Here is a 22,314-nt window from a genome sequence, read left to right on the forward strand (position 1 = left end):
AGTCGGCTGCGGGGATCATGTGGAGAGTGACTATTCGGCCACTCTCGGTGATACCAGCGGTAGGGGCGGTCACTCGTGCGCGTGCGCCTGCCGCTGATGGACGCCCATGCGGGCGGCTGCGTCACCCATGCTCCGCGCGTCCCCTTGCGCCTCCGCCTCGCGCCGCTGGTCCTTGATGGCGGCGCAGACGGCGCAGCGCGGCGCGGGCGGCCCGGCGGGGCGGGCGAGGAGCTCGGTGGGCTCGGGAGCCCGGATCGCCTCCTTCGGGCAGTCCCACTCGAGCCCCCCGCGAACGGGCCGGAGTTGGACGTCCGGCCCCTCACGCCCCATCAGCTGACCGATCTTGCCGGTGCGCGCGTCCACGACGATGTCGCCGATGCGGAAAGCCATGGCCAAGCCCTCGATTCCTGTCGCGTTCGGTGATCTTTCCTGCACTCCAGGCAACCGGTTGTCAGTGGGCGGCGGTACTGTGGGCCACGGTGGCCGGACTTAAACCCTTTAAACGGGGGCCATGGGCGAGGAGTTGAGTGCCTTGACGAACCGAGTGCCGAATACGGGTCTGGAGCGGCTGTACCGCGAGACCACGTGGACGCTGCGGCAGTTCGCCCGCGAGGTGAACCGCATAGGGACGGAGCGCGGCACCCCGCTCAGGTACCAGGAGCCCTCGGTCCACCAGTGGCTGAGGGGCTACGTCCCGAAGGAGGAGGTCCGCCCGCTGATCCTGGAGGCGCTGTCCCGGCGCCTGAACCGTCCGGTGACGTACGCGGAGGCGGGTTTTCCGGCCCCGCCGGACGGGGCCCCCGGTGGGGGCACGGTCGAGGGGCTCGTCGACCTCGGCCGACAGGACATGGACCCGTCGCGGCGGAGCGTGCTCGGCTACAGCCTCTTTTCGGTGGCCTTGACGGTGCCGGGCTGGCCGGACGTGGTGGGGCGGATGGAGGCCGCGCAGCGCGGAACGATCGGCCGCATCGGAATGCCCGATGTGCAGATGGTCATCGCCATGACCGAGCGCGTCTCGGAGCTGGACGACCAGTTCGGCGGGCGGCACGCGCGCCCGATGGCAGCGGCGTTCCTCGTGAATACAGTCGCGCCCTATCTCAAGGCCGACGGGCCCGAATCCGTGCGCAGAGCGATGATGTCCGCCGCTTCCGACCTCTGTTATCTCACGGGATATATGGCCGTCGATGAAGGACTTCACGGTCTAGCGCAGCAGTACTACCTCAAGGCGCTGCATCTGGCCGGTGCCTCCCAGGACCACCTGACGTTCTGCACGACGCTGCGGGGGATGAGCGTCCAGGCCGTCGATCTGGGGCACGGGCCGCACGCCATGCGGCTGGCCGATGCCGCCGCGGCGGCGTCCCCGCAGGCCGGGCCGCGTATGCGGGCGTTCCTCGCCGGGCAGCAGGCGCACTCCGCCGCGCAGTTGGGGGATCGCAGCACCGCGCTGATGTATCTCAAGGAAGCGGAAATCGCCATGGACAAGGCCGAGTCGCAGGCGACGACTTTCGGTTCCTACAACCCGTCGTCGCTCACCTACCACGTCGGCCAAGTCCGTTACGAACTCGGCGACCTGCGCGGGTCCATCGAGGCGTTGGAGGAGTCCGACCGGCTGCGCCACCATTCTCTGTGGCGCAATCGCGTCCGCTACCTCGCCATGCTCGCCGAGCGGCAGTGCCAGATCGGGCATCTGGAAGCCGCGTGCGACACCTGGGGCAGGGCACTGGACATCTATCCGCTGGTGCAGTCGGGCCAGTGCGACGAGCGCATGACGGAGATGTTCACGCGCATCCGTCCCCACCTCAAGAACCCCCACGCCCGCCAACTCCACGAGCGTGCCCGGTCCGTCGTACCGGCCACGCTCAGCGCGTGACCGTCACTCCTCCGCCGTCGCCGTGGCGAGCGCCTCGTCGCGTACGTCGGGGTGGGCGTGGCGGCGCAGGGCCCGGAGTTGGTCGCGCCAGGGGGCCGACCAGTGGGTGCGGCGGCCTCCCATCGTGGTGAGGGCGACCGCGAACAGGCCGGCGGCGTGGCTCCCGGCGGCGGTCAGGGCGCGGGCCGCGTGGGCGAGTGTCTCGTCGCCGGTGCGCGTGCCCAGGCGCTGGCTGAGCGAGGCGGCCGTACGGGCGGCGAGTGCGGGCCTGCCGTCGTGGCACCGGGCGAGGTGTTCGAGTTGCAGGGTCAGCGCCTCGGGGGCCGCGTGCGGGTCGAGGGTCCGGGTGAGGAGGTCGGCCGCCTCGGGCCCGTAGTCCTCCAGCCGGTGGAGGAGTTCGGCGACCGCCGGCGCCGCTTGCCGTACGGCACGGGGCTGCCAGGTGCTCCTGGCCGCCAGGCTCGCGATCAGGTGCCGGACGCGCCGGCGGGCGGGACGGTCGCGGTCGGGCTCCGCGTCCGGGGTGCCGGGCAGGGCGTCGGCCTCGGCCAGGGCCGTGAGGGTACGGAGGAGCGGGGCGGCGTCCGGGGAGCCGGAGGGTGCCAGGGCGACGAGGTCGCACAGCGCGTCGGCGGCCTGGCGCCAGCTCGCCCGGTTCTCCAGGTCGGTGACGGCGGCCTCCAGAACACGCGCGGCGTCCGGGGACCAGGGCGACCAGGTGCCGAGCGCCGGGTATCCGAGGCGCGCGACCTCGGGGTCGTCGGTGTCGCACGCGGCCCGTACGAGGGCGGCGTAGCGGGGCCGGTGGTGCTCGGGCAGTTCGTGGGGCCGGCTCGCCAGGACGGCCTTGCGGAGTTCGCTCCGCCCGGCCGCCGCCGTCTCCAGCAGCGCCCAGGCGTCTTCGTGCGCGAGCAGACTCTTCGCTACCGCCACGCACGCGGCCCGCACGTCGTGGTGCTGGTCGGGGAGCGCGCACGCCTCGGCCAGGAGTGCGACCGCCTCCGGCGCGGGCAGCGCGGTGGCGGCGAGCCGGGCGGCTTCCTTCCTGCTGGTCACCTTGGTTCCGCTCGTGCTGGTGAGCAGTCGCCCCAGCTCTCCCGCCAGGGTGGAGGGGGCGACGAACCGGCTGGCGCGGGAGGCGGCGGGGATCGCGACCCGGGCGCGGTCCCCGCCGGCGTGGGAGAGCAGCAGCCGCAGATGCGGCCCCGGGGTGTCCGTGCGGGCGAGGGCCGCGAGGGCGGCCTCGGCGAGCGGCACGTCGCTGTTGTCGGCGTAACGCAGCAGCAGTTCGGTGCCGTGTCCGGGGATCCACGCTGCCAGCCGGAGCGCGTAGACGCGCTGGTGGGTCGTGAGGCCGTCGTCGGCCACCGCGCGCTCCAGCAGCCGCGCGGCGGCGGCCTGCTGGCGCGGCGTCCAGCACGCGGTGTCCCGGCAGACGGGCGGGAGCCAGTGGCTGCCCTCGATCAGGAACCGTCCGTACGGGGGCCTGTCGCCCAGCAGGGCGTCCAGCAGATCGGTGCGGCGGCGCACGAGCGTCCGCTGCACGGGGAAGAGCGTGGCGGCGGACGGTTCGAGTGCGAGCAGCTCGGTGAGGCGGGCGTCCCGGGTGCGGGGGTCGTCCAGCCAAAGGGCGGCGGCCTGCTGTCCGTCGTCGGGGGTGCCGTGTTCGATCGCGCGCCGCAGCAGGGCCTGCAGCCCGGGTATGCCGTGGCCGAGCTCCTGGAGGGAGTCGGCGAGCTGGATGGTCTCCGTGAAGTCGGCCCTGTCGGCGGCGGCTTCGAGGGAGGGGCGCAGCGCGGCGAAGACCTCGTGCTCCTGGCCGGGGCGCAGGTCCTCGCGCGAGGGCACGGCGCCCCTCAGCCGGGCCAGGGTGCGCAGCGCCCAGCCCGTCGGCTCGTCGTCCCGGCCGACCTGCTCGCGCAGCAGGGCGCGGGCCAGGGTGCGCAGGGCGTGGCTTTCGGGCCAGGAGAAGTCCCGGGCCTCGACGGTGTCGGTGGTGAGGCGCTCCAGGTGGGGAGCCGCTTCGCCTGCGAACAGCCCGGGCCGGAGCTCGGCGAGCGCGGCCAGGACGGCGGAGCGTACCGGCTGCTGCTCGTTGCGCAGCCGGTCCAGGCCGGCGAGGAGTTCCGTGACGGCGGTGGGGTCGCGGGTGAGGGCCGCGTTGCGCACGAGCAGCTTGTAGGCGTAGGCGCGCTCGGTGGGTTCGGAGCGGCGGGTGGCGGACAGCAGTTCGGGGCGGGCCTCCGTCACCGGCAGGTGTGCCACGGCCGACAGGATCGTCTGCCAGCTGCCGCCGTACTCGCGGGCCTGCTCGGCCATGCGCCGGGCCTCGGCGTGGCGGCGGGCCCGGGGCAGCACGTCGAGGATGCCGTGTGCCAGGGCGGCATGGCTCGTGCTCCGCCCGTCCATCGCGAGGTCGTAGCACTCGGCACGCCGCGACGGCGCCATCATCTTCAGCAGCCGTGCGAGGACGCGGTCGTCACGGCCCATCACCCGGGCGAACGCGTCGAAGCCGGGCGGCCGGTGGCGTACGAACAGCCGCAGCACGCACGGCTTCAGGCCGTGGAGCTCCCTGTCCTCGCGGCCCGGTGCCGTCAGGAGCCGGAGGGTGGCGTCCGGGTCGGCGGCGGCCAGCCGGCCGAGCCGCTGGTGGACGCGTTCGGGCAGCGTGCCCGGGCACAGCCGTTCCAGCAGGTCGAGCACCTTCGAGGGCCGGGTGTCGATGGTGGCCGCCACGATGAACCCGTATGCCTGCCACCACCTCCTGCGGTGGTCCTCGGACAGTTCCGTGAGCCGGCGTTCCGCCTCGTGGAGGACGGCGTCGGGGTGGCGGTCGGCGAGCCTGCTCCAGGGGACGGCGGTGTGGAAGAGGGCGGGGAGCAGCTCCGCGACGGTGGCGTGCCCGCAGGCCGGCAGCAGCTTCGCCGCCTCGGCGTCGCCCCAGCGCTCGCGGACCGGCCGGACGAGTGCCTCCGCGACGGCCGTGCGACGGCCCGCGACGACGGCCCGGACGATCTCGCGGCGGACGGCCAGGGGAGCGTCGTCCAGCGCCGCCACGACGGCGGCATCGGGGATCAGCCCCCGCCGGACGGCGGTGACGGAGTGGCCTCGGACGGCCGGATCGGGGTCGGTCAGCCGGGCCCGCAGCCAGGTGACGTCACGGCCGGCTGTCGCGGCCATGGCCGCGACGCCCCGTTCGTACGTCCCGCGCCCCGACAGTTCGGCCAGCGCGGCGCCCAGTTCCCCGCGCGCGCCGAGCTCGCGGGCCCACAGGGCGATGTGACGCGCCCGCTTGGGGAAGGGCAGGGGGGCGACGGCGGTGAGGAGCGCGTCGGCGAGCGCGGGGGCGGGGTTCTCGATCACGTGGCCGATTCTCGTCGTTCCCGCCCGGATCGCCAAAGAGCGGCCGGACAAAGGCGGCACGAGCGGTAGGGTGCGATGATCCCCGTACGCACGACCGAAGGACCCGCCCGGCCCATGCGCCTCGACGAGCTCGCCGACGTGGGTCCGTTCTTCGCCCTCCGCACCGACAGTACCGGCCGCACCGACCGTACCGGCGAGGGCGGCCTCCCCCTCCTCCACGAGGAGACCGTCCGGCGGCGCATCGCCGTCGTCGGGGAGCGGCTCGGCACGGACGACACACGCGTCGCCGCGTCGATCGCGTTCCAGGGCATCGCCGGGCGGCTGTTGTCGATCGGCCTGGGCTCCGCCGTGCTGACGGGCGAGGTCCCCGACCTCGCGGCAGGCGGCCTCCGCTGGGAGCCCTCCCGTACCGCGCCCGACGACCTGTGGCTGCCGACACCCGTAGCGCTGCCCGGCGAGCACCTCGGCTCAACGGTCCTGCACGGCCTGCTGGTCCCACTCCACGACCACGTCCGCGCTGTCACCCCCATCTCCTCCCCCCTCCTCTGGGGCAACGCGGGCTCGTCCCTCGCGGGCTCCCTGCGCGTCCTCCACTCCTGGCTGCTCAGCCGTCACCGGCCCGAGGACGCCGCCCGCGCCATCGCCCTCACCCGCGCGCTGTTCACCGACCCGCTCCTGCGCGACACCGGCGAGCTGAGCACCACTCCCACCCACACCACCTTCATCCGCCGTACCTGCTGCCTCTACTACCGCGTGCCCGGCGGCGGCATGTGCGGCGACTGCGTACTACGCCACCCGCCGCGTCACTCAGCCCGTCACTCCGCCCGGCGCTGAGCCGGGGGCCACTGCCCCGGGGCGAGCACGCCGAGGACGTACGCCTTGGCCACCAGCGCCGTACGGTTGGGCACCCGCCAGCGGCGGCTGAGGCGGGTGAGGTGGTAGTTGACACCGTCGACGGTCAGCCCGACCGCCTTGCCGATGGCCGCCGTTGTGGCCCCGGCGGCGGCGAGCTCCAGAATCCGCGCTTCCACAGCGCTCACCTCCATCGCCGGGCCGGACGGCGTCGAGGTTTCCGCTGACCGAACGTGCAGCACGGTCAGCAGCGCCGGATACGTCGGGGAGGCGTCCCCGACCGGTTCGACCACGAGCTCGCCCTCGCGGGGGGTGTCCTGTCCGCCCGCCGTCCAGCGCACGTCGATGGCGTAGCGGGACCGGCGGCCCAGGCGCAGCGCCTCGGTGAGCCGGTCGAGCTGGGGGGCGGCCGTGTCGCTGGGACGGAAGAGGTCCAGGAGGTTGCGGCCGCGCACCTGCCCGGGGGCCAGGCCCCACTCGGCCGCCATGGCCGGGTTGACGGCGGTCACCTCGCCGTTCGCGCGGCAGATGGCGATGGGGACGGGCAGCCGGTCCAACAGCATCATGAAGTAGTTGCGCCAGGTGAAGTACGCCTCGTGCTCCGCGCTGTCCACCATTTCCGTTCCCCCTCGTTCGTACGGCGCCCGCGGCCGGCGCAAGAGCGACACGCCACGAGTCACTGCACAATCATGCAGTGAAACGTACCGACGGTTCGGTCCGGGGAGGTGACCCTGAAGTCATGACAGCGACGTCTCTCATCACCTCCGCCGTCCCCCTGATCGACATCACGTCCGTCGGGGCCTCCGACACCCCTCTTCAGCAGGTCATGCGCCTGGCCCGCCGCCACGGGCCGATATTCACCCGGCGGCTGCACGGCGCGGACCGCCTCTTCGTCACCTCCCTCGACCTGGTCTCCGAGCTGGCGGACGAGCAGCGGTTCACCAAGTCCGTGGGCCCGGCGCTGGAGAACGTCCGGGAGTTCACCGCCGACGGGCTGTTCACCGCCTACAACCACGAGGCGAACTGGACGAAGGCGCACGACATCCTGATGCCCGCCTTCGCCCTGGGCTCGATGCGCGCCTACCACCCGGCGATGCTGCGCGTGGCCCGCCGGCTGATCGAGGCGTGGGACGGCCACCTGTCCTCGGGCACCCCTGTCGACGTGCCCGAGGACATGACGCGGATGACGCTCGACACCATCGGGCTGGCGGGGTTCGGCTACGACTTCGAGTCGTTCGCCCGCCCCGAGCCGCACCCCTTCGTCGGGGCGATGGTGCGCTGCCTGGACTGGGCGATGAACAAGCTGGGCCGGGACCCCGACGTGGACTTCACCGCCGAGGACGTGGCGTTCCGGGGGGACGCGGCGTTCCTGGCGGGCGTCGTCGACGACGTCATCGCCGCCCGTACGGCCTCCGGCGACACCCGTACCGACGATCTGCTGGGGCTGATGCTGGGTGCCCCGCACCCGTCCGACGGGACCACGCTCGACGCCGCCAACATCCGCAACCAGGTCATCACGTTCCTCATCGCGGGGCACGAGACGACGTCCGGTGCCCTGTCCTTCGCGCTCTACCACCTGCTCAAGGACCCGGTATCGCTGCGGCTGGCGCAGCGGGAGACGGACGAGCTGTGGGGCGACGCCGAGGATCCCGAGCCGACGTTCGAGGACGTCGGGCGGCTGCGCTGGACCCGGCAGGTGCTGCTGGAGGCGCTGCGGCTGTGGCCGACGGCGGCCGCGTTCACGCGGGAGGCCCGTCAGGACACGCTGCTCGGCGGCCGGTACCCGCTGCGGGCCGGGGAGGGCGTCGCCGTGCTCACACCGATGCTGCACCGGGACCCGGTGTGGGGTGACAACCCGGAGCTGTTCGACCCCACGCGTTTCGACCCGGCCGTGGAGGCGGCCCGCTCGCCGCACGCGTACAAGCCGTTCGGCACCGGGGAGCGGGCGTGCATCGGGCGGCAGTTCGCGCTGCACGAGGCGACGATGCTGCTGGGGATGCTGATCCACCGCTACCGGTTCGTCGACTCCGCCGGGTACCGGCTGCGGGTCAAGGAGACCCTCACCCTCAAGCCGGACGCCTTCACCCTCACTCTCGCCCGCCGTACGTCCGCCGACCGGGCCGTGAACCGGGCGGCGCTGCCGACCTCGGCGCGCACGGAGACCGTCCGGGCGGAGAAGGGCGAGGGCGGGCCCACCCGGGCCCGCGCCGGCACGGGGCTCCTGATCCTCCACGGCTCCAACTACGGCACGTGCCGCGAGCTGGCCCAGGACCTCGCCGACGAGGCGACGCGGCTGGGCTTCGACGCGTCCGCCGCGCCGCTCGACGAGCGTGCGGGGGCGCTGCCCACGGACTCGCCGGTGGTGCTCGTCGCCGCGTCGTACAACGGCCGGCCGACGGACGACGCGGCCCGCTTCATGGAGTGGGCCGAACACACAACCGACGCCGGGGCCGCAGACGGCGTCCACTACGCCGTCCTGGGCGTCGGCGACCGCAACTGGGCCGCCACCTATCAGCGCGTTCCCACCCTCCTCGACGAGCGGCTGGCCGCGCTCGGCGGCACCCGGCTGCTGCCGCGCGCCGAGGCCGACGCGTCCGGTGATCTCACCGGCGCCGTGGCGGACTTCACCCGCGCGCTGTTCCGGACGCTCCTGGACCACCACGGCGACCCGGAGAGCGCGGGGACGGCCGCACCCCAGGCCGCCGACGGCCCCACCTACGAGGTCACGGAGATCTCCGGCGGCCCGCTGACCGCCCTGGCCGAGCGCCACGGCATGGTGCCGATGACCGTCACCGAGGCGTACGGGCTCACCGACCCGGCCCACCCGCGCACCAAGCGTTTCCTGCGGCTGGCGCTGCCGGAAGGGGTCACGTACCGCACCGCCGACCACCTGGCCGTGCTGCCCGCCAACGACGCGTCCCTCGTCGCCCGCGCCGCCGCGCTCTTCGGCGCGGACCTCGACACGGTCGTGTCGCTGCGCCCGCGCCGCGCGGGCCGCGACACCCTCCCCGTCGACCGGCCGCTGACCGTGCGCGAACTCCTCACCCACCACCTGGAACTGGCGCAGCGCCCCACACCTCGCCAGCTGGCGGTGCTGGCGGAGCGCAACCCCTGCCCGCCCGAGCGGACTTCGCTCAAGGCAGTCACCGCCGACGACCCGCGCTCGACGCTGGAGCTGATCGAGGACCACCCCGCCCTGCGCGGCGTCCTGGGCGCGGCGGCCCTGCCGGAGCTCCTGCCGCCGCTGCGGCCGCGCACGTACTCCATCTCCTCCTCCCCCGCCGTGGACGCCCGGCACGCCGACCTGATGGTGTCCGTGCTGGAGGCCCCGGCGCGCTCGGGCCGGGGCGTCTTCAAGGGAACAGGTTCCGGTCACCTGGCCGCGCTGCGGCCGGGCGACACGGTGCTGGCCCGCGTCCAGCCGTGCCGTGAGGCATTCCGAATCCCGATGGACACCCGTACTCCGGTGGTGATGGTCGCTGCCGGAACGGGCCTGGCTCCCTTCCGGGGGGCGATCGCCGACCGTACCGCCCTCGCGGCGGCGGGCACCGAACTCGCCCCGGCGCTGCTCTACTTCGGCTGTGACGCCCCGGAGGCGGACTTCCTCCACTCGGCCGAGCTCCACGCCGCCGAGGACGCGGGGGTCGTCTCCGTACGCCCGGCGTTCAGCGAACGCCCGGAGGAGAGCGGCCCGTACGTGCAGCACCGGCTCGCCGCCGAGGGCGACGAGGTGTGGTCGCTGCTGGAGGCGGGGGCGCGGGTGTACGTCTGCGGTGACGGCGCCCGCATGGCGCCGGGCGTCCGGGCCGCGCTGCGCGACCTCTGCGCCCGCCGGACGGGCGCGGACGCCCGGGCCGCCGACGCGTGGCTGCGCGAACTGACGGACGCGGGCCGGTACGTCGAGGACGTGTACGCGGCGGGGTGAGCCCCGCGCACCTCCATCCCGCCCCGAACCGACCGGCGACGCGGCAGGGCCGCAGCGGCTACGCTGCGGCCTGAGCCGGGCGACGCACGCGGCCGGACAGCGGCTTCACGGGGGACAGGGGAATCGGTGAGCAGGACAAGCATTGGCCGCCGCAGGGCACTGGCCGTCCTGGCCGGCGCGGCCCTGCTGCCGGTGACGGGCTGCGGAAACGACTCGTCACCGCAGGCGAAAGCCTCCGAGCCGCCCCCGGCCGCCCGGTCCGGCCCCGACACCACCATCATGATCATCCGGCATGGGGAGAAGCCGCGCGGCAGCACGCGCGGGATGGACGAGCACGGCGAGCCGGACAAGAAGTCGCTGACGCGGCGCGGCTGGGAACGGGCCGGGGCCCTCCCGAAGCTGTTCGCACCCGCGACGGGTGCCTCCGGACAGGCCGGACTGCCCCGCCCCTCCACCATCTTCGCCGCCGCCGACTACGGCCCCAACGCGGGCTCCCACCGCATGCGGCAGACCGTCACCCCGCTGTCGGAGGAGTTCAGCCTGCCGGTCAACACCTCCTTCTCCGAGACGGAGGAGGCGAAGCTGGCCGCCGCCGCGCTGACGTCGCCGAGCCCCGTCCTCATCTGCTGGGAGCACTCCAGGATCGCGGACATCGTCAAGGGGCTGGGCGCGGCCGGCGCGCCCGGGGTGCCGAAGTCCTGGCCGGACCGGTTCGACCTGGTCTGGGTGCTGACCCGGCGGGGTGGCGTCTGGTCCTTCCGGTCCGTCCCGCAGCACCTGCTGCCCGGCGACGCGGCCCCCACCGAGCCGACCAAGTGACTCCACGTCAGGTGCCGTAGCCTACCGACCGTTCACATCGGCACATGGACGGGGACGAACGGAAAATGACCATACGCAGCGGAATGATCGCGTCCGTGACGGCGGCGCTCCTGGCGATACCGGCGGCGGCGACGGACGCGGCCGCCGCGGAGCCCTCGGCGTCGTACGCGGCCACCACGTCGGTGGGCGTGCACAACGCCTACGAGAAGGCCAAGTACCCCTACTTCGCCGACGCCCTCGACTCCGGGGCCGCCCTCCTCGAACTGGACGTGTGGTCCAACGGCTTCGGCGGTCGCGCCTTCCGCGTCTCCCACGCCAACCCGGTCGCGAACGACAACAACTGCGAGGGCGCCACCTCCGCCGCCCGGCTCCGCACGGGCTCCCGCAACCAGCCGCTGTCCGGCTGTCTCGCCGACATCCGCGCCTGGCACGACGCCCACCCGGACCACCGGCCGGTGCTGCTCAAGGTCGAGATGAAGGACGGCTTCAACGCCAACAGCGGACGCGGACCGGCCGAGCTCGACGCGCTGCTGACGGCGAAGCTCGGCGACGCCCTCTACCGGCCGGGCGACCTGCTCGGCAAGCACGCGAACCTCGACGAGGCCGTCCAGGCCGGCGGCTGGCCCGCGCGCTCGGCGCTCGCGGGCAAGTTCATCGTCGAGCTCATCCCCGGCACGGTCGAGGAGGGCAACCCGGCGGACCGGCTGTGGACGGACCGCGAGTACGCCACGCACCTGCGCGACCTCGCCGCCGCCGGGCGGATCGGGTCGGCCGCAGCGTTCCCGGCGGTGCACGGGGCGGTGGCGGGCGACCCTCGGACGCGGTACGCCGAGGCGTCGATCCGGCCTTGGTTCGTCCTCTTCGACGGGGACGCGGCGACGTATGTGAACGGCGGGATCGATACGGGGTGGTACGACCGTCGTCACTACCTCGTCGTAATGACCGACGCGCACAAGGTTCCTCCGGCGATCGACATCACCCGGCCGACGGAGGCGCAGGCGCGCGAGCGGGTTTCGCTCGTGGCGCGGGCGCATGCGAGTTTCGCCACGGCGGATTGGTATCCGCTGCCGGGCGTCTTGTCGACGGTGGTGTCGCGCGGCTGACCGCCGCCGGGGTTTTCCGCGCCTTCGGCGCGGGTTCTACCCCACCCGCCCGCCCGATTGCCCGGCACGGGTTCCCCAGGCGAGGGGGCGGGCCGGGTGGGCCGGGTGCGGGGTGGTGGGTGGGTTTGTGCCCACCCGTTCCGCCCTGCGGAACGCCTGCCCACAAACGGTGTGAGGGGGCGGGGTGGGGTGGACGGGCCCTGGTAGGGGCGTAAGGAGCTCTTCGCCGCTGGAGCCAAGTACGGGGCAACCCGTACCAAAGTGGCAGGCACCGCGAAGAGCTCAGCCCCGGAAGGGCCCGTCCGCCCCACCCCGCCCCCGACCCACATCACCCGATCAGCCTGTCCCGCGTCCTTGACTCCCCCACGCGCCCACGCGAGCCTCAGGCGCATGACACGTCGCAGGAGAGTGGCGGTGCTCGCCTTGACGGCGATGCTGGGTGCCGGAACGCCGGCAGAGGCGACCGCCCCCGACGGCGACCTCACCAGCCTCGTCAACCCCTTCATCGGCACCGAGAACGAAGGCAACACCTTCCCCGGCGCCGCCATCCCCTTCGGCATGGTCCAGCTCTCCCCCGACACCGGCCACAACACCGGCTACGACTACAAGGACCACCACATCCGCGGCTTCAGCACCGTCCACCTCTCCGGTGTCGGCTGCCGCATCGGCGGCGACCTCCCCGTACTGCCGACCACCGGCGAGGTCACCCAGACGGACAACGCCCGCTACGCCGCCGAGTTCAGCCACAAGAACGAAACCGCCCGCCCGGGCTACTACCGGGTGCGCCTCGGCCCGCACGGCGGCGACGGCGGGATCACCGCCGAGCTGACGGCCACCGCCCGCACCGGACGCCAGCGCTACACGTTCCCCGCCACCGAGCAGGCGAACGTCCTGTTCAACGCGGGCCAGTCGCTGCACCGGCCGGTCTCCAGCTCCGTCCAGGTCGTCGACAACCGCACCGTCCGCACCACCATCACCGGCCGCGGCTTCTGCCAGGACACCCGCCCGTACACCGTGTACACGATCACCCGCTTCGACCGCCCCTTCCACGCCTACGGCACCTGGAAGGACGACCGGGTGACGAAGAACTCGCGCTCCTCCTCCGCCGCCACCGGCCGCAACGGCGCCTGGGTGCGTTTCGACACCACGGACGACCGCGAGGTGGAGGCGACCACGGCGATCAGCTACGTGGACGCGGCGGGCGCGGAGCGCAACCTGCGCGCGGAGGAGGACGACTTCGACCGCACGGCGGACGCGGCGCAGGAGGCGTGGGAAAGACGACTGCGGGACATCGACGTACAGGGCGGAAGCCGCACACTACGCCGCACGTTCTACTCGTCCCTCTACCGCTCCTTCCTCTCCCCCAACATCGGCAGCGACGTCGACGGCCGCTACACCGGCTGGGACCAGAAGACCCACCGCGCCCGCGGCTTCACCTACTACCAGAACTGGTCGCTGTGGGACACGTACCGCACCCAGGCCCAGCTCCTGGCCCTCCTCGCCCCGCGCGAGGCGAGGGACATGGCCCTGTCCGTACTGCGCGTCGACGCGGAGGGCGGCTGGCTGCCGAAGTGGGGCTACGGGACGGTCGAGACGAACATCATGACCGGTGACCCGGTGACGCCGTACCTCACCAACGCCTTCCACCACGGCCTGCTGGCAGGCCACGAGGAGGAGGCGTACCGCGCGCTCAAGCGGAACGCGGACGGGGTGCCTCCGCCGGGGAACCCGGGGGTCGGCAGGGAGGGAAACGCCCAGTACCTGAGGAACGGTTACGTGCCGTACCTGCCCGACCGGCAGCGGAGCAAGCCGGGCGACTCGGACTTCCACGAGGGCGCCTCGGCGACGCTGGAGTACGCGCTGGCCGACGGCACGCTGGCCAGGATGGCGCGGGACCTGGGCCACCGCGAGGACGCGCGCCGCTACACGGCCCGCTCCCGCGACTACCGCAACCTCTACGACAAACAAACGGGCTTCTTCCGGCCGCGCGGCGCCGACGGCGCGTTCGCGGGGTCGGCCGACCCGGCGAAGAGCCCGGGGTTCCACGAGGGCACGGCGTGGCAGTACCAGTGGCTGGTGCCGCAGGACCTGCCGGGGCTGGTGGAGCTGATCGGCGGCAAGGACCAGGCGGACCACCGCCTGGATTCCTTCTTCGCCTACGACAGGCTGCTGACGGACCCGGCGCGCACCGCCCGCGAGGTGTGGGTGAACGGCCCGTACGACTACTACAACGCCGACAAGTACAACCCGCAGAACGAGCCGGACCTCATCGCGCCGTACACGTACCTGTCGACCGGGCGGCCGTGGAAGACGACGGACGTGGTGCACGCGGCGCTGACGCTCTTCACGGACACCCCGGACGGCATGACGGGCAACGACGACCTGGGGACGATGTCGGCGTGGATGGTGCTGTCGGCCATCGGGGTGTACCCGGTGCAGCCGGGGGCGGACGTGTGGGGCCTCAGCACCCCGGTGTTCGAGCGGGTGGACCTGCGGCTGGACCGGCGCTTCTACCCGCGCGGCCGGTTCACGGTGAGCGCGCCGGGCACCTCGCGCACGGACCGGTACGTCCGCTCGGTGCGGCTGGACGGGGAGGCGTACGACCGGACGTATGTGACGACGCGGGCGATCCGCGAGGGCGAGCGGCTGGACTTCCGGGTCGGGCCGCGGCCCGGCGACTGGGGGACCGGCGCCGCGGCGGTGCCGCCCGCCATCGGCTGATCCCCGGGGCCGGTACGGGGCGGCGGCTTCCGTCGGCACCCGCGCCCGCGCCATGATGACGGCGATTCGCCCGAGGGCGAGCCGCCCCCGGGCCGACGAGAGGACGAGGCTATGGCCGGGCTCGGGATGGGGCGTGGCGTGCTGCGCCGCAAGCCGATCGAGACGATCGAGGAGGCGGAGGAAGCGGAGGCGCACGGCGAGCGGCTGGCGCGCAGTCTGGGGCTGTGGCAGCTGACCGCGATCGGCGTGGGCGGCATCATCGGCGCGGGCATCTTCAGTCTGGCGGGCACCATCGCCAACGGTGTGGCGGGCCCGGCCGTGCTGGTGTCGTTCCTGATCGCGGGTATCGCGAGCGCGGCGGCGGCGTTCTCGTACGCGGAGTTCGCGGGGCTCATCCCCCGGGCGGGCTCGGCGTACACGTACGGTTACGCGGTCCTGGGCGAGCTGGGCGGCTGGTTCATCGGCTGGGACCTGCTGCTGGAGTACACGGCGATCGTGGCGGTCGTGGCCATCGGCATCTCGGGGTACATCAACTTCCTGCTCGGGGAGGCGAACGCCCAGCTGCCGGCGTGGATGCTGGGGGCGCCGGGGACGGGGCACGGGCACCGGGTGGACCTGTTCGCGATGGTGCTGTGCCTGCTGATCGCCTATCTGCTGACGATGGGCATCAAGAACGCGGCCCGGTTCGAGACCGTGGTGGTGGGCCTGAAGATCATCGTGGTGCTGCTGGTGATCGCGGTGGGCTTCATGCACATCAAGACCTCCAACTACCACCCGTTCTTCCCGTTCGGGCTGGGCGGCGCGTTCACGGGCGCGGCCACGGTCTTCTTCGCGGTCTTCGGCTATGACGCGATGTCGACGGCGGCCGAGGAGTCCAAGGACGCGCAGCGCCACATGCCGAAGGCGATCATGTACTCGCTGGCGATCTCGATGGTGCTGTACGTGCTGGCCTGCCTGGTGCTGACGGGCATGCAGAACTACAAGGACATCGACAAGGCGAGCGGTTTCTCCACGGCCTTCAAGTCGGTGGGGCTGTCGGGGATCGCGGACGTGATCGCGGTGGGCGCGATCATCGGCATCCTCACGGTGATGTTCACGTTCATGCTGGGAGTCACCCGGGTCTGGTTCGCGATGAGCCGGGACGGGCTGCTGCCGAAGTGGTTCGCGCACACCCACCCGACGCGGCACGTGCCGACGCGGGTGACGTGGATCGTGGGCGTCGCGTCGGCGCTGATCGCGGGGCTGGTCCCGATCGGCGAGGCGGCGGAGCTCACCAACATCGGCATCCTGCTGGCCTTCGCGGTGGTGTGCACGGCGGTGATCGTGCTCCGCTACAAGCGGCCGGAGCTGCCGCGCTCCTTCCGCTGCCCGTGGGTGCCGGTGGTGCCGGGGATCGGGGTGGCGGCGTCGATCTGGCTGATCACCTATCTGGCGTGGCAGACGTGGGTGCGGTTCGCGGTGTGGTTCGTGATCGGGCTGGTGGTGTACTTCACGTACTCGTACCGCCACTCGGAGCTGGCGCACGCCGACGCGCGCGGGATCCCGCAGGACTGAGCGCTCTACCGGAGGTCCGGTACGTCATCCGACGGTGCGTCGTGGCTGGTCGCGCCCACGCGGCGGTAGCCGCACATCGGCACTGTCCCGCGCCCCTTCGGGGCGCTGCCGACCAGGGCGGGACCGCCGACCGCCCCCGTGAGCAGGGCCACCACCGTGCCGGCCGTGAGGAACGCGCCCGCCGGGGAGGCGTCGACGAGCGGCGGGAGGACGAGTATCGCGGCCACGGTTCCCACCCGTGTGGCGGTGTGTTCGACGGCCATCAGCCGCAGCCGTTCCGCCGGCGGGTACGTCCCCAGGCGGGCCCGCATGGTGACGGTCCCGACGGGCACGGCCAGTCCCGACAGCAGGCACAGCGAGCCCAGGACGAGGTCGGAGCCCGCCGCCGCCATGGCGGCGGTCGCCAGGCCGTCGACCGCCCAGGCGGCGCAGCAGACGGCGAGCCAGGCGCGCGGCCGCAGGCCGCCGGCGACCGGGTTGCCGATGAGCGCGCCGATCCCGGAGACGGCGGTGATCAGGCCGTAGGCGCCCGCGCGGGTGTCGTGTCCGTCGGCGAGCAGCGCGGGCAGCCCGATCGTCGTCGCGGCGACGCACAGCGGCAGGGTGCCGTGCACACCGATGGCCAGGCCGATGTCGGGCCGTTCCCGTACCAGCGCGGTGACGCGCACGGCGGGGACCCGTGTGGCGGAGGCGGCCCGGGGAGGCGGGGGCAGGCGCCGGGCCAGGCCGGCCAGGGCCGCCGCCGAGACGGCGAACGCGGCTCCCACGCACGTGAAGAGCTCGCTCTTAGAGACCACCAGCAGCAGCGCGCCCGCGCAGGCGTGGCCGGTGATCCGGGCGACGCGGCTGGTGAGGTCGAACAGCCCGGTGAGCGACTGGACCTGCCCGGCCCGCCCGAGGCCGGGCACCAGCGCCTCGAAGTTCGGGTCGAAGAGCGCCCCGAGCACGCCGAGGACGAACACACCGCCCAGCACGACGGCCGTGCCCCGGGCGTCGGGCGACCAGGCGAGGGGCAGGGCCACGGCGACGCCCGCGCGCAGGGCGTCGACGGCGCCCAGCGCTCCGTAGGAGGCGAAACGGGCGACGACGCGCCGGCCCACGACGCCGAGGACGACGTAGGGCAGCGACTCCAGGAGGGCCACGAGCCCGGTGAGCGAGGCGGACCCGGTGCCCGCCCACACGCTCCACAGCACCGCCATCGCGTACAGCCGGTCCGCCAGCATGGACAGGCTGCGCGCCAGCCACAGGACCAGCACGGGGCGCTGTCGCAAGAGCCGCGCGTACTCCATGTGTCGTCACCGTAGGAGGCGCGGGCAGGAGCGGAGCCGCCTTCGGGCGACAGATCACTCGATCACAGGAGAAGTCATCACATGTGAAGGGTGAGTGTCACTTCAGCAGCCGGGACAGCCGCCGGTCGGCCAGCGGTTTGCCGCCGGTCTGGCAGGTGGGGCAGTACTGGAGCGACGAGTCGCGATACGAAACCTCGCGGATGGTGTCCCCGCAGACCGGGCAGGGCTGCCCGGTGCGGCCGTGCACCCGCAGGCCCGTCTTCTTCTCCGCCTTCAGGTCGGCGGCGACGTGGCCGCGCGAGCGCTCGACGGCCTCGCGCAGGGTGGTCTCCAGGGCCTCGTAGAGCGTGGCGCGCTCGTCGTCCGTCAGGGAGGCGGCGAGTTTGAACGGGGACATGCGGGCGGCGTGGAGGATCTCGTCGGAGTAGGCGTTGCCGATGCCGGCGATGACGCTCTGGTCCCGCAGGACGCCCTTGATCTGCCGGCGCTCGCCGCGCAGCAGCCCGGTGAGGACGTCGGGGGTGAAGCCGGGCACGAGCGGGTCGGGGCCGAGCCGGGCGACGCCGGGTACGTCCTCGGGGGCGTGGACGCAGTACACGGCGAGCCGTTTGTGGGTGCCCGCCTCGGTGAGGTCGAAGCCCGCGCCGTCGGCCAGCCGGACGCGCAGGGCCAGCGGGCCCTTGCCGGGGCGCGGCGGGGTGGCGGGGAGCGTGTCGTGCCAGCGGAGCCAGCCGGCGCGGGCGAGGTGGAAGACGAGGTGGGGGCCGCCGCCTTCGTTCTCGCCGGTGGCCAGGGCGAGGAACTTGCCGTACCGGCGCACGGCGGTGACCTCGCGGCCCTCCAGGGCGGACGGTGGCGGGTCGTACGTCTTGAGGACGCTCACCGCGGCGGGGAGGATCCGCTCGATCGTGCGGCCGACGAGGCGGTCGGTGAGGAAGCCCGTCAGGGCCTCTACCTCGGGGAGCTCCGGCATGGGTCCAGTTTGCACTTGGCGGGCGTTTCGTCGCCGAGTGCGGGCCGGTGGGCGGTTTGTGCCCACCCTCCCCCAGCTACCGCTGGGAGGTGCCCCCAGCCCTGCGGAACGCCTGCCCACAAACCAGGTCACCAGTCGATGCGGTAGCCGGTCAGCCAGTCGCGGACCGGGCGTGCGGATCTGGCCAGGCGGCGTTCCACCTCGGCGTCGCGGGCGCGCCGCTCCTCCGCGGTGACCGGTCTGCGGCGGGCGAGGGCGGCGCTCAGGGCGACGACGCGTTCGACGCGCTCGCGCCGCAGCCGCTCGTACCCGGCGAACGCCCGCGCCGTGCCGGGCAGGTCGCGCAGGCAGCGGGCGAGGACGACGCCGTCCTCGATGGCCAGCGACGCGCCCTGGGCGGCGTTGGGGGCGGTGGCGTGGGCGGCGTCGCCGATGAGGACGGCCCGCTCGTCGTGCCACACGGGGGTACTGGGCAGGTCGTAGCAGTTCACGCCGACGACGTCGTCGCCGGTGGCGGCCACGATGGCGGCGGCGGGGGTGCGGTCGGCGGCGAAGACCTCGGCGAGGCGGCGGCGCCAGCCGTCGGGTGTGGCGGCGGCGAGAGCGGCCCGCGACAGCTCCGGGCCGGGGACGTTGGCGAACCAGAAGGTGCTGCCGTCCGGGGCCGTGGTGCAACCGAAGAAGCCGCCCCGGCCGTAGTACATGCGGTAGGTGCGCGGCGGTGCCGGTTCGGCGGCGCGGGGCCCGGTGCGCCCGGAGACGGTGAACTGGCCGGTGTGGCGGGGTGGTGGCGCGGCCGGGTCGAGGAGGGCGCGGACCCGGGAGCGGATCCCGTCGGCGCCGATCACCAGCGTTCCCTCGGCGTGGGTGCCGTCCGCGAAGGACGCGACCATCCGGCCGTGGGAGCGGGTGGTGAGGCCGACGAGCCGCTTGCCGTGCTCGACGCGGACGCCCTGGCGGGCCGCCTCCTCCCGCAGCACCCGGCAGAGCACGGCCCGGGGGACGGTGCGGGGGCTCAGCCCGGCCTCGCCCGAGCCGGACATGGGCCGCCGGCCGAGGAGCCGGCCGGTCTCGCTGTAGGACTCCACCGTGTCGGCCGGGCAGGAGACCGCGCGGACGGGCCCGTCGGCGCCGATGGCGCGCAGGGCCGCGAGCCCGTTGGCGAAGAGGGTCAGGAACGAGCCGGACGGCCCGGCTCCGGCCGGGACCGCCTCGTAGACGGTCGCGTCGAGGCCGGCCCGGCGCAGGGCCATCGCGGCCACGGGTCCGGCGACGCCGCCACCGATGATCAGGGCATGGGCCATGGTCCGCTTCCGTCCCCCCACACGTCACGCCGGTCGAACACGTGACTAGGACGAAACCAGACGGGGTGGGGCCCGTCCAGAGCGCGTCGCCCGCCGGTCGGCGCCCCGTCAGCGCCCCAGGGCGGCGGCGAGGTACCGCGCGGTGGCGCTCCCGGCGGCCCGCGCCACCTGTTCGGGGGTGCCGGCGGCGACGATCCGGCCGCCCTCCGCGCCCCCGCCCGGCCCCAGGTCCAGGACGTGGTCGGCGCCGGCCACCACGGACATGTCGTGCTCGACGACCACCACCGAATGGCCCGCGTCCACCAGGCCGTGCAGCTGACGCAGCAGCACCTCGGTGTCGGCGGGGTGCAGCCCGGTCGTCGGCTCGTCCAGGACGTACAGGGTGTGGCCCCGGTGGGCGCGCTGGAGTTCGGTGGCGAGCTTGATGCGCTGCGCCTCGCCGCCGGACAGTTCGGTGGCGGGCTGGCCCAGCCGCAGATAGCCCAGGCCGACGTCCTGGAGGGCGCGCAGGCCGCGCCGGGCGGCCGGCACGTCGGCGAGGAACACGGCGGCCGCGTCGACGGTCATGTCGAGGACGTCCGCGACGGTGGCGCCCCGGTGGGTGACCTCCAGCGTCTCCGGGTTGTAGCGGGCGCCCCGGCAGGCGGCGCACGGCGCGTAGGTGCCGGGCAGGAACAGCAGCTCGACGGCGACGAACCCCTCGCCCTGGCACTCCTCGCAGCGTCCCCCGGCGACGTTGAACGAGAACCGTCCGGCGGTGTAGCCGCGGGCGCGGGCCTCGTCGGTGGCCGCGAAGACCTTGCGGACGGCGTCGAACAGCCCGGTGTAGGTGGCGAGGTTGGAGCGCGGGGTGCGGCCGATGGGCTTCTGGTCGACGCGCACGAGCCGGTCGACGGCCTCCAGCCCGTCGGCCTTCCCGACACCTTCTTTAATAAGGGGGGCGGTGCCGTCGAGGTGGGCGGCGACGGTCTCCGCCAGCGCCTGCCCGACGAGCGTCGACTTGCCCGAGCCGGAGACGCCCGTGACGGCGGTGAAGACGCCGAGCGGGAAGTCCACGTCGAGGTCGCGGAGGTTGTGCCGGTTCAGGCCGCGCAGCCGCAGCGCTCCGGACGGTTTCCGGGGCGTCCGGGTGGGGGCGGGCGCCGCCTCGGGGAAGACGAACCGGCGGGTCGCCGACTCCGGTACGGCCGCGAGCCCTTCGACGGGCCCGCTGTAGAGCACCTGCCCGCCGTGCTCCCCGGCCCGGGGGCCGACGTCGACGATCCAGTCGGCGCGGCGCACGACGTCCATGTGGTGCTCGACGACGAAGAGGGAGTTGCCCGCCGCCTTCAGCCGGTCCAGCACGGTCAGCAGGGCGGCGCTGTCGGCGGGGTGCAGTCCGGCGGACGGCTCGTCCAGGACGTACACCACCCCGAACAGCCCGGAGCGCAGCTGGGTGGCGAGCCGCAGCCGCTGGAGCTCGCCGGCGGAGAGGGTGGGGGTGGGGCGGTCGGTGCTGAGGTAGCCGAGGCCGAGCTCGGTGAGCACCTCGATGCGGGCGACCAGGTCGCGGGCGAGGGCGGCGGCCACGCCGTCGTCGCCGCTGTCGCGGGCCGGGCGCAGCGTGGCCGCCAGCGCGGCCAGCGGCAGGGCGGCGAGCTCGGCGATGTCGCGCCCGGCGAAGGTGACGGCGAGCGCCTCGGGGCGCAGCCGCCGCCCCGCGCAGACCGGGCAGTCCGCGCTCACCAGGTGCCGCTCGGCGCGGGCCCGCAGGGCGGCGCTCTTGGAGTCGGCGAAGGTGTGGAGGACGTAGCGGCGGGCGCTCATATAGGTGCCCTTGTAGGGCCGCTGGATGCGCTCGGCCTCCCGGACGGGGTGCACGGTGACGACGGGCTGCTCGTCGGTGAAGAGGATCCAGTCGCGGTCCGCGCGCGGCAGCTCGCGCCAGGGGCGGTCGATGTCGTACCCGAGGGTGTCGAGGATGTCGCGGAGGTTCTTGCCCTGCCACGCGCCGGGCCAGGCGGCGATGGCGCCGTCGCGGATCGACAGCGACGGGTCGGGGACGAGGGAGTCCTCGGTGACGGTGTGGACCCGGCCCAGTCCGTGGCATTCGGGGCACGCCCCGGCGGGCGTATTGGGCGAGAAGGCGTCGGAGTCGAGGCGCTCGGCGCCCTCGGGGTAGGTCCCGGCGCGGGAGAAGAGCATGCGCAGGGAGTTGGAGAGCGTGGTGACCGTGCCGACGGAGGACCGCGAGGTCGGCGCGGAGCGCCGCTGCTCCAGCGCGACGGCGGGCGGCAGCCCGCTGACCTCCTCCACCTTCGGCGCGCCCACCTGGTGGATCAGCCGCCGGGCGTACGGGGCGACGGATTCGAAGTACCGCCGCTGGGCCTCGGCGTACAGCGTCCCGAAGGCGAGGCTGCTCTTGCCGGATCCGGAGACGCCGGTGAAGACGACGAGGGCGTCGCGGGGAATGTCGACGTCGACGCCTTTGAGATTGTGCGTCTGCGCTCCGCGCACGCGGACGTAAGGGTCGTGCATCAGCCCGATACTAGGCGCTCCGCG

At 73.7% G+C, this 22,314-nt stretch carries 14 protein-coding genes; 7 read left to right on the forward strand and 7 right to left on the reverse strand.

The window, feature by feature from the left end:
- Positions 1–69: 69 nt before the first annotated feature.
- Positions 70–390, reverse strand: coding sequence for a hypothetical protein (locus tag IE096_RS02840; RefSeq protein WP_189449721.1), 321 nt, complete (start codon positions 388–390; stop codon positions 70–72).
- A gap of 121 nt (positions 391–511) precedes the next feature.
- Between IE096_RS02840 and IE096_RS02845 the strand changes: the two genes are divergently transcribed.
- Entirely contained in the window at positions 512–1,870 is a 1,359-nt protein-coding gene (locus tag IE096_RS02845) for an NsdA family TPR-like regulatory protein (protein WP_189448012.1), read from the forward strand.
- Positions 1,871–1,873: 3 nt separating this feature from the next.
- Here IE096_RS02845 and IE096_RS02850 read toward each other — a convergent pair whose 3' ends face one another.
- Positions 1,874–5,233 carry a hypothetical protein gene (locus IE096_RS02850; protein ID WP_229819872.1) on the reverse strand — a complete coding sequence of 1,120 codons (3,360 nt, stop codon included), beginning with the start codon at positions 5,231–5,233 and terminating at the stop codon, positions 1,874–1,876.
- Positions 5,234–5,347: 114 nt separating this feature from the next.
- Here IE096_RS02850 and IE096_RS02855 point away from each other — a divergent pair, with 114 nt between their 5' ends.
- Positions 5,348–6,067 (forward strand): (2Fe-2S)-binding protein, encoded by a 720-nt coding sequence (locus IE096_RS02855; RefSeq protein ID WP_189448014.1) that lies wholly within the window; start codon positions 5,348–5,350, stop codon positions 6,065–6,067.
- On the opposite strand, the gene IE096_RS02860 is transcribed toward IE096_RS02855, so the two are convergent.
- Positions 6,049–6,702: a PAS domain-containing protein gene (locus IE096_RS02860; protein WP_189448016.1), complete on the reverse strand. Its 654-nt coding sequence runs from the start codon at positions 6,700–6,702 to the stop codon at positions 6,049–6,051. The genes IE096_RS02855 and IE096_RS02860 overlap by 19 nt on opposite strands.
- 122 nt (positions 6,703–6,824) lie before the next feature.
- Here IE096_RS02860 and IE096_RS02865 point away from each other — a divergent pair, with 122 nt between their 5' ends.
- The 5 genes from IE096_RS02865 (at position 6,825) to IE096_RS02885 (ending at position 16,207) form a co-directional block, all read left to right on the forward strand.
- Entirely contained in the window at positions 6,825–10,010 is a 3,186-nt protein-coding gene (locus tag IE096_RS02865; protein WP_189448018.1) for a bifunctional cytochrome P450/NADPH--P450 reductase, read from the forward strand.
- Between the two features lie 126 nt (positions 10,011–10,136).
- Entirely contained in the window at positions 10,137–10,829 is a 693-nt protein-coding gene (locus IE096_RS02870) for a hypothetical protein (RefSeq protein ID WP_189448020.1), read from the forward strand.
- 83 nt (positions 10,830–10,912) lie between these two features.
- Complete coding sequence (locus IE096_RS02875; protein WP_229819984.1) at positions 10,913–11,932, forward strand: phosphatidylinositol-specific phospholipase C domain-containing protein; 1,020 nt, start codon at positions 10,913–10,915, stop codon at positions 11,930–11,932.
- Positions 11,933–12,322: 390 nt separating this feature from the next.
- Positions 12,323–14,653 (forward strand): GH92 family glycosyl hydrolase, encoded by a 2,331-nt coding sequence (locus tag IE096_RS02880; protein ID WP_189448023.1) that lies wholly within the window; start codon positions 12,323–12,325, stop codon positions 14,651–14,653.
- Positions 14,654–14,764: 111 nt separating this feature from the next.
- Positions 14,765–16,207: an amino acid permease gene (locus IE096_RS02885; protein WP_189448025.1), complete on the forward strand. Its 1,443-nt coding sequence runs from the start codon at positions 14,765–14,767 to the stop codon at positions 16,205–16,207.
- 5 nt (positions 16,208–16,212) lie between these two features.
- Here IE096_RS02885 and IE096_RS02890 read toward each other — a convergent pair whose 3' ends face one another.
- The 4 genes from IE096_RS02890 to uvrA form a co-directional block, all read right to left on the reverse strand.
- Positions 16,213–17,496: an MFS transporter gene (locus IE096_RS02890; protein WP_189448027.1), complete on the reverse strand. Its 1,284-nt coding sequence runs from the start codon at positions 17,494–17,496 to the stop codon at positions 16,213–16,215.
- Positions 17,497–17,593: 97 nt separating this feature from the next.
- A complete protein-coding gene (locus IE096_RS02895) occupies positions 17,594–18,469 on the reverse strand; it encodes an Fpg/Nei family DNA glycosylase (RefSeq protein WP_189448029.1) in 876 nt (291 codons plus the stop codon).
- Between the two features lie 128 nt (positions 18,470–18,597).
- Positions 18,598–19,773, reverse strand: coding sequence for an FAD-dependent monooxygenase (locus IE096_RS02900; protein WP_189448031.1), 1,176 nt, complete (start codon positions 19,771–19,773; stop codon positions 18,598–18,600).
- A gap of 108 nt (positions 19,774–19,881) precedes the next feature.
- Positions 19,882–22,290, reverse strand: coding sequence for an excinuclease ABC subunit UvrA (gene uvrA, locus IE096_RS02905; RefSeq protein WP_189448033.1), 2,409 nt, complete (start codon positions 22,288–22,290; stop codon positions 19,882–19,884).
- Between the last annotated feature and the right edge of the window lie 24 nt (positions 22,291–22,314).

This window comes from Streptomyces abikoensis, from assembly GCF_014648775.1.
Taxonomy (GTDB): Bacteria; Actinomycetota; Actinomycetes; order Streptomycetales; family Streptomycetaceae; genus Streptomyces; species Streptomyces abikoensis.